General features: G+C 73.1%; 13 protein-coding genes. 4 read left to right on the top strand and 9 right to left on the bottom strand.

Annotation, left to right across the window (positions count from 1 at the left end; translation table 11 throughout):
* Positions 1–32: 32 nt before the first annotated feature.
* On the bottom strand, positions 33–221 hold the full coding sequence (locus MON03_RS00635) for a zinc transporter permease (RefSeq protein WP_242089876.1): 189 nt from the start codon (positions 219–221) through the stop codon (positions 33–35).
* Positions 222–295: 74 nt separating this feature from the next.
* The gene (locus MON03_RS00630) at positions 296–1,261 is read right to left on the bottom strand and encodes a DNA-3-methyladenine glycosylase family protein (RefSeq protein ID WP_022903626.1); all 966 of its coding nucleotides are present in this window, start codon (positions 1,259–1,261) and stop codon (positions 296–298) included.
* A gap of 101 nt (positions 1,262–1,362) precedes the next feature.
* On the opposite strand from MON03_RS00630, the gene MON03_RS00625 reads away from it, so the two are divergent.
* The 4 genes from MON03_RS00625 to MON03_RS00610 all read left to right on the top strand — a co-directional run bounded on the left by MON03_RS00625 (position 1,363) and on the right by MON03_RS00610 (position 5,080).
* Entirely contained in the window at positions 1,363–2,391 is a 1,029-nt protein-coding gene (locus tag MON03_RS00625; RefSeq protein ID WP_242089874.1) for a 6-phosphofructokinase, read from the top strand.
* A 135-nt stretch (positions 2,392–2,526) separates the two neighbouring features.
* Positions 2,527–3,507 carry an MDR family oxidoreductase gene (locus MON03_RS00620; RefSeq protein ID WP_242089872.1) on the top strand — a complete coding sequence of 327 codons (981 nt, stop codon included), beginning with the start codon at positions 2,527–2,529 and terminating at the stop codon, positions 3,505–3,507.
* 99 nt (positions 3,508–3,606) lie between these two features.
* The gene (locus MON03_RS00615) at positions 3,607–4,272 is read left to right on the top strand and encodes a GntR family transcriptional regulator (RefSeq protein ID WP_242089870.1); all 666 of its coding nucleotides are present in this window, start codon (positions 3,607–3,609) and stop codon (positions 4,270–4,272) included.
* 4 nt (positions 4,273–4,276) lie between these two features.
* Positions 4,277–5,080: an ABC transporter ATP-binding protein gene (locus MON03_RS00610; protein ID WP_242089868.1), complete on the top strand. Its 804-nt coding sequence runs from the start codon at positions 4,277–4,279 to the stop codon at positions 5,078–5,080.
* A 54-nt stretch (positions 5,081–5,134) separates the two neighbouring features.
* Here MON03_RS00610 and hemL read toward each other — a convergent pair whose 3' ends face one another.
* The 7 genes from hemL to MON03_RS00575 form a co-directional block, all read right to left on the bottom strand.
* Positions 5,135–6,475, bottom strand: coding sequence for a glutamate-1-semialdehyde 2,1-aminomutase (hemL, locus tag MON03_RS00605; protein WP_242089866.1), 1,341 nt, complete (start codon positions 6,473–6,475; stop codon positions 5,135–5,137).
* Complete coding sequence (gene hemB / locus MON03_RS00600; RefSeq protein ID WP_022903638.1) at positions 6,472–7,527, bottom strand: porphobilinogen synthase; 1,056 nt, start codon at positions 7,525–7,527, stop codon at positions 6,472–6,474. Before hemB ends, hemL begins: the two co-directional genes overlap by 4 nt.
* On the bottom strand, positions 7,524–8,258 hold the full coding sequence (locus MON03_RS00595; protein ID WP_277927267.1) for a uroporphyrinogen-III synthase: 735 nt from the start codon (positions 8,256–8,258) through the stop codon (positions 7,524–7,526). Before MON03_RS00595 ends, hemB begins: the two co-directional genes overlap by 4 nt.
* Positions 8,259–8,390: 132 nt before the next feature.
* A complete protein-coding gene (gene hemC / locus MON03_RS00590) occupies positions 8,391–9,482 on the bottom strand; it encodes a hydroxymethylbilane synthase (protein ID WP_175327986.1) in 1,092 nt (363 codons plus the stop codon).
* The gene (locus MON03_RS00585) at positions 9,479–10,717 is read right to left on the bottom strand and encodes a ferrochelatase (protein WP_022903641.1); all 1,239 of its coding nucleotides are present in this window, start codon (positions 10,715–10,717) and stop codon (positions 9,479–9,481) included. Before MON03_RS00585 ends, hemC begins: the two co-directional genes overlap by 4 nt.
* Positions 10,714–11,445 (bottom strand): hydrogen peroxide-dependent heme synthase, encoded by a 732-nt coding sequence (hemQ, locus tag MON03_RS00580; protein ID WP_022903642.1) that lies wholly within the window; start codon positions 11,443–11,445, stop codon positions 10,714–10,716. The genes MON03_RS00585 and hemQ overlap by 4 nt, the downstream gene beginning before the upstream one ends.
* Before the next feature lie 95 nt (positions 11,446–11,540).
* On the bottom strand, positions 11,541–11,771 hold the full coding sequence (locus MON03_RS00575) for a DUF3618 domain-containing protein (protein WP_022903643.1): 231 nt from the start codon (positions 11,769–11,771) through the stop codon (positions 11,541–11,543).
* Positions 11,772–11,795: the final 24 nt, after the last annotated feature.

Genomic DNA, 11,795 nt, shown 5'->3' with positions numbered 1-11,795 from the left:
TTCCGACCATCTGTTGGTCGCGTCAGCGACGCTCAGTGCTCGTCGTAGTGGTCCTCGTGACGGGCGTGCCGGTGGCCGTCGTGCACGAAGTCCACGTGGTCGCCGTGCTCGACGGTCTCGTGCTCGCCACCGTCGTGCTCGTGGTCGTGCTCGGTGACGTCGTGCTCGGCGACACGGTGCTCGGCGTCGTCGGCTGCCGGAGTGGGGGTGCTGTCGGTCATGATTCCTCCTGAGATCGGTTCTCAACAAGAGGCTACGGCAGCGCGCGGCGCGTGTCCGGCAGCTGTGTCCTCGCTCAGTGGTGCCGGTGGTCCTGGATCGTCATGCGCGGACCGAACGACGGCTTCCGGAACCCCGATCCGCCGATGAGTCGGACGACCCGCTCCCGGTGCCCCCGGTACGGCTCGAGGAGCTCGAGCATGCCGTCGTCGTCGACCGGGCCGCCGGTGAGCGCCCACCCGACGAGCGCGGGCACGTGGTAGTCGCCGACGCTCGGCGAGTCCGGGTCGCCGTGGGCCCGCTGGGCGGTCTCGGCGGCGGTCCACTTCCCGATCCCCGGGACCGACTGCAGCCGTTCGGCGACGCGAGGCCCGCCGCGACCGAGCGCCAGCGTGCGTTCGAGCGCGGGTGCGACCCGTACCGCCCGCATGACCGTGGCCGACCGACCGGGTTCGATGCCGGCCCGGTGCCACTCCCAGCTGGGGATCGCGGCCCAGCCGGCCACGGTCGGCTGCACCCAGGTGTCGGCGGGCGCCGGACCGGGAGCGGGCTCACCGAACCGCCGCAGGAGGTACCGCCAGGCACGCCAGGCCTGCCGCGAGGTGACCTTCTGCTCCATGATCGCCGGCACGAGCGCGGCGAACACGGCGTTCGTCCGCAGCAACCGCAGCCCCGGCTGCCGGTGCAGCGCATCGACGAGGAACGGGTGCGCCGAGACGTCGAGGTCCGACCAGTCGTCACCCCTGCCGAGGAGCTCGGGCGCGTGCGCGACCGCCCACTCGGCACCGTCGCCCCAGGCAGAGACGGCGATCGCGTCGCACCCGTCGCGGCGGACGAGCACGGACGCGGGACCCGTCGGTGTGCGCACCGTGAGCCACGTGTCGGCGCCGACCACCCGGAAGGCGGGGTCGCCGGAGCCGCGTTGCAGCGGCCGGAGGGTCGCGCGGACGTCCACCGGGCCTCCCGGTCGGTACACCGTGTCGACGCGCGTGGCCGCGTCGTCGACGCGACCGTCGGCGGAGGCGGGCGCAGCGAGGGACACACGCAGGATGGTAATGCGGAACCACCGTCAGTCATGATGGGCGTGTCCCACCACCGTGACCCACCACCGTGGTCCACCCCACCGACGATGGAGTTGTTCCCGTGCGCATCGGCATCCTGACCTCCGGCGGCGACTGCCCCGGCCTGAACGCGGTCATCCGCGGCATCGTGCTCAAGGGCATCGCGATCTACGGACACGAGTTCGTGGGCTTCCGCGACGGGTGGCGTGGCGTGGTGGACGGCGACATCGTCCCGCTCGGCCGCAAGGACATCCAGGGCATCGCCAAGCAGGGCGGCACCATCCTCGGCACGAGCCGCACGAACCCGTTCGAGGGCGAGCGCGGCGGCGTCGAGAACATCGAGAAGACGCTGGAGCGGCACGGCATCGACGCGATCGTCGCGATCGGCGGCGAGGGCACCCTCGCGGCGGCCAAGCGACTCACCGACGCCGGTCTCAAGATCGTGGGCGTGCCGAAGACCGTCGACAACGACCTCGGCGCCACGGACTACACCTTCGGCTTCGACACCGCCGTCGCCATCGCGACCGAGGCCATGGACCGCCTCCGCACGACCGGCGAGTCGCACTCGCGCTGCATGGTCGCCGAGGTCATGGGCCGGCACGTCGGCTGGATCGCCCTGCACTCGGGCATGGCGGCCGGCGCGCACGCGATCCTCATCCCCGAGCAGAAGACGAGCATGGAGCAGATCGCCGCGTGGGTCCGGGCGGCCTACGACCGTGGCCGGGCGCCGCTCGTCGTCGTCGCCGAGGGCTTCGTCCCCGACCACGAGGACAACGCGCACACCGAGCGTGGGCTCGACGCGTTCGGGCGGCCGCGCCTCGGCGGGATCGGGGAGCGCCTCGCGCCGCTCATCGAGGAGATGACGGGCATCGAGACGCGGGCCACCACGCTCGGCCACATCCAGCGCGGCGGCACCCCGACGGCGTACGACCGGGTGCTCTCCACCCGGCTCGGGCTGGCGGCGATCGACGCGGTCGTCGAGGAGCGGTGGGGACGGATGGTCGCGCTGCGCGGCACCGAGATCGAGCACGTCTCCTTCGAGGAGGCGCTCGGCGAGCTCAAGACCGTGCCGCAGGCCCGGTACGACGAGGCCGCCATCATGTTCGGCTGAGGCGCCGCGGGGCGCGGGTGCGGCGGCGAGACTCGGGCTGGGCGACGGCTCTCGCGCCGTCCGGCGCGAGGAACGTCGCTGACCGCGAGACTCGCCTCGCGGCACGGCCTGGAGGCACGGGGTAGCGTCCGACGCGTGACCCGCGCCGTCCTCGTCTCCAGTTCCGCACCGCCCGCCGTCACCGAGGTCGACCTCCCCGACCCCGCCGAGGGCGAGGTGCTCGTCGACGTCACGGCGTCGAGCGTCAACTACAAGGACGGGCTCGCGCTCGCCCGGAACCCCGGGGTGGCCCGGGTCGACCCCCTCGTGCCGGGCATCGACGTCGTCGGCACCGTGTCGGCCCTCGGCCCCGGTGTGCACGACGTGGCGATCGGCGACCGCGTCACGTGCAACGGGGCCGGACTCGGGGAGACCCGGCACGGCGGCTGGGCGGTGCGCACCGTGGTGCCCGCGGACGCCCTCGTGGTCCTGCCGGACGGCGTCGGCGACGTCTTCGCCGCAGCGGTCGGCACCGCCGGGTTCACGGCCCAGCTGAGCGTGCTCGCGCTCGAGCGGACGGTCGCGCCGGACGACGGCCCCGTCCTCGTCACCGGCGCCTCGGGCGGGGTCGGGAGCGTCGCCGTCGCCCTGCTCGCCGCCCGCGGCTACACCGTGACGGCGTCGACCGGCCGCACCACGAACGCCGACGCGCTCCGACGACTCGGGGCCGCCGAGGTGGTCGACCGCGCGGAGTTCGCCGAGCTCGGGAAGCCGCTGCAGCGCGCACGCTGGGCGGGGGCGGTGGACAGCGTCGGCGGCGCCACCCTCGCGAACGTCCTCGCCGCGACCCGGTGGGGTGGCGCCGTGACCGCCTGCGGGCTGGCGCAGGACGCCGGACTGCCCACGACCGTGATGCCGTTCATCCTCCGAGCGGTGTCGCTGCTCGGCATCAACTCGGTCGACGCCCCGCACGCCCTCCGGCAGCGGGCATGGGACCGGATCGCGACCGACCTCGACCCCGCGCTGCTCGCCGAGGTGACCCGCACGGTGTCGCTGTCGGAGGCGATCGAGGTCGGCGCCGAGGTCGTCGCGGGACGGGTGCACGGCCGGACGGTGGTGGACGTCGCCACCGCGTGAGACGGTGCCGACATATTGCTACACCACCATTTCACAAACGTTTGCACATTGAACACCCTAGGATTGGAGTACGAAACGCCCGATCCGTGAGGAGCGCCGATGCCCGTCCCGAAGTCCACCGTCGAGAACTCGCCGCGGAAGCTCCTGCGGGACGTCGTCCTCGAGAAGATGCTCGCCGCGATCCAGGACGGCACGCTCCAGGCCGGCGAACGCCTCAACGACGACGAACTCGTCGCGTGGCTCGGCGTCAGTCGCACCCCGATCCGCGAGGCGATCGCGAAGCTCGTCGACTACGGCCTGGTGGAGATGGAGGCGAACCGCTACACGCGCGTCGCGACTCCGACCGCCGAGCAGTTCGATGAGGCCCTCCAGGTCTTCACCGGGATCGCCGAGCTCGCCACCCGGTGGTCCCTCCCCAAGCTCGACGACGCCGGTGTCGCCGAGCTCGTGGAGATCCTGGAGCGCGTCCGGATGCACGCCGAAGCCGAGGACAAGGCGATGAACACCGATGTCCGACAGTTCGTCGAAGCCGCGATCCGGTACTCGGACAACTCCCTCCTCGAGACGCTCTCGCACGCGATCATCCCGCGACTGCAGTTCATCGCCCTCGCCGAGAGCCGGTTCACGTTCTGGGACGGGCGGTTCTCCATCGACCCGCTGATCGCGGCCGTGCGCTCGCGCGACGGCGATGCCGGCGGTGCCGTGATCCGCGCCCTCGGCGTCACCCTCACCGACCTGCTGCAGCGCCTCCGAAGCGGGAACTGAGCCCGTGGACGCCGGTGCGCGGTCGGCGGACACGCTCGTCGCCGCCACCGGCGTCCGGGTCACCCGGTCCGGACGCGACCTCATCCGCGACGTCGACCTGACCGTGCGGCCGGGCGAGCACTGGGCGCTCCTCGGGCCGAACGGCGCCGGCAAGTCCACCCTCCTCGCGGTCCTCGGTGCGACCGGGCACCCGAGTGCGGGGACCGTCGACCTGCTCGGGCGGCGGCTCGGGCGCGTCGACGTCCGGGAACTCCGCGAACGCATCGGTCACGTCGACCCGCGGCACCGCGTCCTCTCCCCGCTGACGGTGCTCGAGACGGTGCTCACCGGCGTCACCGGGACGACCGACCTCATGCTGCGCTGGACCCCCACGGCCGAGCAGGTCGCGGCCGCCGAACAGCACGTCGCCGACGTCGGGCTCACGGCGCGACGCGACGCCCGCTGGCCGGTGCTGTCCCAGGGTGAGCGCGGCCGGGCGCTCATCGCTCGGGCGCTCATCGCGGAACCGCGGCTGCTGCTGCTCGACGAGCCCGCGACCGGACTCGACGTCGCCGCCCGCGAGCACCTGCTCGAGACGGTCGACGCGCTCCGCCACCGGCACCCCGCGCTCGGCAGCGTGATGGTGACCCACCACCTCGAGGACCTGCCCGCCTCGACGACGCACGCGATGCTGCTCCGCGACGGGGCGGTCGTGGCGCAGGGCACCGCGGACGAGGTCATCACGTCGTCGGCGATCTCCCACGCGTTCGACTTCCCGCTCGCGATCGTGCGGTCCGAGGGACGCTGGCACGCACGCCGGGCGGCGTAGGCGACCCGCGCCTCCAGGCCGTCCCGGGCGCGCGCCGGCGGACGGCAACGCGCGCTACGCGGTGGCGGCCGCTGCCGCCTTCGCTGCCGCCGGCAGCGCGTCGAGCACCCGCCCGACGGCACGGTCGTCATGCGCCGCCGTGACGAACCACGCCTCGAACACGCTCGGCGGCAGGGTGACGCCCTGTTCGAGCATGCTGTGGAAGAACGGCGCGTAGCGGAAGGTCTCCTGCGCCCGCACGTCGTCGTAGTTCCGCGGGGCGACGTCGGTGAACGCGAACGAGAACAGGTTCCCGGCGTGCTGCACCGTGTGGGCGACGCCCTCCGCTGACAGCGCCTCGCTCGTCGCCGTCGCGACGGTCGCCGCCGTCCGGTCGAGGTGCGCGTACACCTCGGGCGTCGCCGCACGGAGCGTGGCGATGCCCGCGGCGACGGCGAGCGGGTTCCCGGAGAGCGTGCCGGCCTGGTACACGGGACCGAGCGGCGCGAGGAAGTCCATCACCTCGCGGCGGCCGCCGAGCGCGGCGAGGGGCATGCCACCGCCGATGACCTTGCCGAACGTCACGAGGTCGGGCTTCCATCCGGCACCGTCGGGGACGACCTTCGACGCCTCGAGGCCCCACCACCCCGCGCTGCCGACGCGGAAGCCGGTCAGGACCTCGTCGACGATGAGGAGCGCACCGTGCGAGGACGTGATCTGCGACAGGGCACGGTTGAACCCGCGCTCCGGGGCGAGGACGCCCATGTTGGCCGCGGCGGCCTCGACGATCACGGCGGCGATGCGCTCCGAGTGCTCGTCGAACGCGCGACGGACGGCGTCGAGGTCGTTGTACGGCAGCACGAGCGTCTGCGCGGCCGTCTCGGCGGTGATGCCGGCCGACCCGGGCATCGCGAGCGTCGCGACACCGGACCCGGCCTCGGCGAGGAGCGAGTCGGAGTGACCGTGGTAGTGCCCGGCGAACTTCACGAGCAGGTCGCGACCGGTGTACCCGCGGGCGAGCCGGATCGCGGTCATCGTGGCCTCGGTGCCCGTCGACACCATGCGGATCTTCTCGATCGGTCCGTCACCGTCGACCGACACCCGCTGCTTGACGAGCTCGGCGAGCTCGGTCTCCCCCGGGGTCGACGCCCCGAACGAGAGGCCCCGCGAGGCCGCCTGCTGCACGGCTTCGACCGTCCCGGGGTGGGCGTGGCCGAGGATCGCCGGCCCCCACGACGCGACGAGGTCGACGTACTCGCGCCCCTCGGCGTCGGTGACGTACGCGCCCTTCGCGGCGGTCAGGAACCGGGGCGTCCCGCCGACCGAGCCGTAGGCGCGGACGGGCGAGTTGACGCCGCCGGGGATGCTGTTCTTCGCGCGTCCGAAGAGCTGCTCGTTGGTCGTCGTGGTGGTCATTCGGGGGCCTTCCCGGTCGAGGCGACGCCGGACACCGCCGCGGTGCTGCCGGACGTGCGCAGGCCGGCCTCCTGGTTGAGCTTCCGGGCGATGTCGACCGCGAAGTAGGTGAGGATCGCATCAGCGCCGGCGCGCTTGATGCCGACCAGGGCCTCCATCGCGGCGGCATCCCGGTCGATCCAGCCGTTCTGCGCGGCCGCGGTGATCATCGCGTACTCGCCGCTGATCTGGTACGCCCACACGGGCACCTCGGCGACGTCCGCGGTGCGGGCGAGCACGTCGAGGTAGCTCATCGCCGGCTTCACCATGACGATGTCGGCACCCTCCTCGATGTCGAGCAGGACCTCACGGAGGCCCTGCCGCCCGTCGGCCGCGTCGATCTGGTACGTCCGGCGGTCGCCCTGGAGCGACGACGAGACGGCTTCCCGGAACGGGCCGTAGAAGGCCGAGGCGTACTTCGCCGAGTACGCCAGCAACGCGGTGCCGGCGTGACCGGTGCTGTCGAGGGCGTCGCGCGCGGCAGCGATCTGACCGTCCATCATCCCGCTCATGCAGACCAGTTCGGCGCCGGCCTCGGCCTGCACGACCGCCATGTCGCGGTACCGCAGGAGCGTCGCGTCGTTGTCGACCGACCCGTCGGCCGCGAGGACCCCGCAGTGTCCGTGGTCGGTGAACTCGTCGAGGCACAGGTCGGACTGCACGACGAGGGCGTCTCCCACTTCTTCGCGTGCGACGCGGATCGCCACGTTGAGGATGCCGTCCGGGTCGGTCGCACCGGAGCCCTCGGCGTCCTTCGACGTCGGGACCCCGAACAGGTTCACGCCGCCGACGCCCTGCTCCGCCGCCTCGACGAGCGCCCGGCGGAAGGAGTCGAGCGAGTGCTGCGCCACCCCGGGCATGCTCGAGATCGGGACGGCCTCGGTCGCACCCTCGCGGATGAACATCGGCAGCACGAGCTCGGCGGGGTGCAGGCGGGTCTCGGCGACGAGCCGACGCATCGCCGGGGTGGCGCGGAGACGGCGGGGGCGGACCTGGGGGAACTGTCCGGTCACGATGACCTTCCTGATCGTGGTGTTTCGGGTGCTTCGGGTGCTTCGGGTGCTTCGGGGTGGAGGGCCTCGGCGACGGCGTCGAGGAGGGCTTCGGCGGAGCGGCTGCGCCCGACGACGTGCACGGGCAGACCGGCCTCGCGCGCGGCCGCGGCGGTGCCGGGACCGATGCACGCGATGCGCGTGCGGGGATCGAGCGGGGCCAGCCGGCGGGCGACCTCGGAGGCGACGCTGCCGCTCGTGACGAGCACCGCGTCGGGCACCCGGTCGAGGCGGACCGGCTCGTCGCCGGTCCCCACGGTACGGTACGCGACCACGTCCTCGACGTCGATCCCGCGGGCGCGGAGCCCCTCGACGAGGGTGGGGGCGGCGAGTTCCGAGCGCGGGAAGAGGACACGGCCGGTCGTGCCCGGGAACGCCGACACGAGGCCGGCGGCCGACTCGACCTCCGGCACGAGGTCGACCCGCCACCCGGCCTGCCGCGCGGCGCGTGCGGTCGCCTGGCCGACGCACGCCACCAGCACACCGGCCGGGAGGCGCGGTGCGCGTCCGGCGACGGCCCGCACGGCCGTCGCACTGGTCACGACGAGCCAGGGGGCGGTCGACCCGGCCCCGCCGGGAACGGGCCCGTCCCCGGGTGCCGGGACGTGCCTCCCGGCCGCTCCAACGAGGCGCCCGAGCGCCGCGTCGAGTGCAGCGGGGTCCTCCGGCGGTGCATCGGTGATGAGGGGCACCACGACGGGGTCGAGACCGCGTGCCCGGGCGGCGTCCGCGACCGCGGCGCCCCACGCACCGCCGCGCGGGACGAGGACGACCGGGAGCCGGGCCTCGTCCCGCGCGGGAGCGGTGTCGTCCGTGGTGACCGCCTAGTCCGTGCCCGTCGTCCGCGGCGCGGCCGTCGAGTCGTCGTCGGCAGGCTGCGCCGCAGCCGGGGTCGCCAGGCCGGGCCCGGCCGAGTGGTCGCCGTCGGCCGGTGCCTCGGCGACCGTCGTGGCGAGGTCCGCGAGGTCGGCCGCGCCGTTCTCGAGGAGTTCGGCCGCGACCCGCCCACCGAGCGCCAGCGCCTCGTCGAGACGGTCCTGTGCGGAGCCGTCCAGGACCGCCGCGTGCGAGGCGGTCCGGTACTCGGAGCCGTCGGGGCGGTAGACCGTCGCCGAGACGAGGAGCATCTCGGCGTCGACGACGGCGGTCGCGCCGATCGGTGCGGAGCAGCCCGCCTCGAGCTTCGCCAGGACCTCGCGCTCGGCCGTGACCGTCAGGCGGGTCGGCGCGTGGTCGAGCTTGCGGAGCGCGGCGAGCAGGTTCCTGTCCGTCTCGTCCGAGCGGATCTCGACCGCGAGGGCACCCTGGCCGGGCGCGCTCGGCCAGAAGCCGAGGTCGAGCAGCTCGGTCGCCGCGTCGAGCCGGTCGATGCGGGTCAGCCCCGCGGCGGCGAGCACCACGGCGTCGAGGTCGTCGTCCACGCGGCCGAGCCGGGTGTCGATGTTCCCGCGGATGTCCACCACGTCGAGGTCGGGACGCTTCGCCTTGAGCTGGGCGACACGTCGGGGTGACCCGGTGCCGACCTTCGCTCCTTCGGGCAGCGAGTCGACCGTGGCGCCGTTGCGGGCGACCAGGACGTCACGTGCGTCGGCGCGTTTCGGGACGGCTCCGATGGACAGCCCCGGGTACGGAGCGGTCGGGAGGTCCTTGAGGGAGTGCACGAGCACGTCGACCTCACCGGCGACCAGGGCCTCGCGCAGGGCGCTGGCGAACACCCCGGTGCCGCCGAGGCTCGCGAGCGAGGCGCGGTTCGTGTCGCCCTCGCTCGTGACCTCGACGAGCTCGACCGGACGGCCGGACGCCTTCGCGAGGCGGTCGGCGACGTCCTGCGACTGCGCGACGGCCAGCCGGCTGGCGCGGGTGCCGAGCCGGATCGGCGCCGGACCGTCCTGCTCGGTGCGCTGCTGCTCGGTCACGGAGCCAGACCGGCAGCCGCGGGCTTGAACCCGGCGCGCACGTTCTCGCAGCACCCCGGACGGCACACGTCGTACCAGGGGCCGAGGTCCGTCAGGTGCGGGCGCTCCGACGTCGGCACTCCGTTCACGCGCTCGAGCACCAGGTCGATCAACCCGGCGACGTAGGCCGGGTCGACGCCGGGCGTCTGCGTGCGGACCGACCAGAAACCGAGCTCCTGCGCGGTCTCGGTGGCTTCTTCGTCGAGGTCCCACATGACCTCCATGTGGTCGCTCACGAAGCCGAGCGGGACGATGAGCACGGCGCGGGTGGGACCGCCCTGGAGCTCCTCGTTCATGTAGTCGTTGATGTCCGGCTCGAGCCAGGGCTGCGTCGGAGGGCCCGAGCGCGACTGGTAGACGAGCTTCCACGCGGGCTTCGACGTGCCCTGCAGGTGCGCGTGCTCGGGCTGTTCGAGGAGCTCGCTCCACGCCTGGTCGAGCACGACCTCGGCGACGGCGAGGTGCTGCGCCTCGTACGCGCCGTGCTCGTCGAACCCGCGGAAGTCGGGGCCAGAGCGGGCGGCGTCGGCGGACGGGATCGAGTGCGTCGAGAACAGCACGTGCAGCTCGGTCGCGACGTCGAGGCCCTCGTTCTCGGCGATCGCCTTCGCGAGGCCGTCGCGCACGCCGTCGACGAACGGCCGGACGAAGCCGGGGTGGTCGAAGAACTGTCGGACCTTGTCGATCTTGATGGTGTCGATCAGGCCGGTGGCGTCGAGCACGCGGGCGTAGTCCTCGCGGTACTGCCGGCAGCTCGAGAACGACGAGTACGCGCTCGTCGCGATCGCGATGAGGTTCGTCAGGCCACGGTCGGCGGCCTCCGTGAACGCGTCCTCGAGGTACGGGTCCCAGTTGCGGTTGCCCCACAGCACCGGCAGGTCGATGCCGCGCTTCGCGAGTTCGGCCTCGAGCGCGGCCTTCAGCGCGCGGTTCTGCGCGTTGATCGGGCTGACGCCGCCGAAGTGCCGGTAGTGGTGCGCGACTTCTTCGAGCCGCTCGTCCGGGATGCCCCGACCGCGCGTGACGTTGCGCAGGAACGGGATGACGTCGTCCTGGCCCTCGGGTCCGCCGAAGCCGGCGAGCAGGATCGCGTCGTACGCGGTCGGCACCTCGACGTGCTCGGGCCCGTCGACCGCGGCGGGCGTCGCCGCGAGGACGGCTCCGCGTCCGTTCGTGATGTTGCTGGTGTCGGTCACGACAGCACCTCCGGCAGCTCGGCGGTCGTCACGCGACGACCCGTGTAGAAGGGCACTTCCTCGCGGACGTGGAGGCGTGCCTCGGTGTAGCGCAGGTCGCGCATGAGGTCGACGAGGTCGACCAGGTCCGGGCTCTCGAGCGGCAGGATCCACTCGTAGTCGCTCAGGGCGAAGGTCGCGATGGTGTTCGTGAGCACACGGCGGTACTTCGCACCGGCGATGCCGTGGTCGCGGAGCATCGTCGAGCGCTCCTCTTCCGGCAGGAGGTACCACTCGTAGGAACGGACGAACGGGTAGACCGTGATCCACGCCTCGGGGTCCTTGCCGCGGAGGAAGGCCGGGGTGTGACGCTTGTTGAACTCGGCCTCGCGGTGCATCGCCATGACGTGCCAGACCGGCTCGGCATCCTGGAACAGGGCGGTGCGGCGGACGTCGCGCAGCACTGCCTGGATCGCCTGGGCGTCGTCGCCGTGCAGCCAGATCATCACGTCGGCGTCGGCGCGGAAGCCCGAGACGTCGTAGAAGCCGCGGGTGGTCACACCGCGCTCCGCAGCCGCGGAGACCACGGCGTCGAGCTCGGCGACGGCGTCGTCACCGGCACGGGGCACGGACCCCACCGGACGTCGGAAGACGGCCCACAGGGCGTAGGCCGTCAGGAGGTTCGGGTCGATGCCGGAGGCCGGGTCGGTCTCGTGTGCGTCGCCCGCAGCGGGCACGGTGGAACTCATGGGTCCTTTGTCCTATCGGTTGCCAGGGATTACCTCGGCCCCTGCCGAAGAGCGCCCGACGTGGAGGACCCGGACGGCGGCGTGGCGTCGGCCGGTCACCGCCGTCGGAGCACCGCTACGACGATACCCCCGACCACCGCAACGCCCGCTGCGAGCCCGGCCAGGTAGGGGACGGGGTTCTCGTCCGCGCGGCGCTTCAGCCCGGCGGCGGCGATGCCGATCTGCTTGGGGACGTTGAGCTTGTCCTCGATGGCGTCGAGGGTGTCGAACAGCTGCGCGCGGGTCGCCGCGACGCGGTCGGCCATCTCGTCGTGCTGGTCGGTCACGGTTCCTCCGTCGGTGGTGCTGGT

This window comes from Curtobacterium sp. DN_7.5, from assembly GCF_022655355.1.
GTDB classification, from domain to species: domain Bacteria; phylum Actinomycetota; class Actinomycetes; order Actinomycetales; family Microbacteriaceae; genus Curtobacterium; species Curtobacterium luteum.
The sequence above is the reverse complement of the archived record's forward strand: the minus strand, read 5'-3'. Positions and strand labels throughout refer to the sequence as shown.

What these genes read in the sequence shown, in the direction of transcription:
- hemQ (WP_022903642.1), bottom strand. Translation starts at nt 11,445, where the DNA reads ATGAGTTCCACCGTGCCCGCTGCGGGCGACGCACACGAGACCGACCCG.
- hemL (WP_242089866.1), bottom strand. Translation starts at nt 6,475, where the DNA reads ATGACCACCACGACGACCAACGAGCAGCTCTTCGGACGCGCGAAGAAC.
- MON03_RS00615 (WP_242089870.1), top strand. Translation starts at nt 3,607, where the DNA reads ATGCCCGTCCCGAAGTCCACCGTCGAGAACTCGCCGCGGAAGCTCCTG.
- MON03_RS00635 (WP_242089876.1), bottom strand. Translation starts at nt 221, where the DNA reads ATGACCGACAGCACCCCCACTCCGGCAGCCGACGACGCCGAGCACCGT.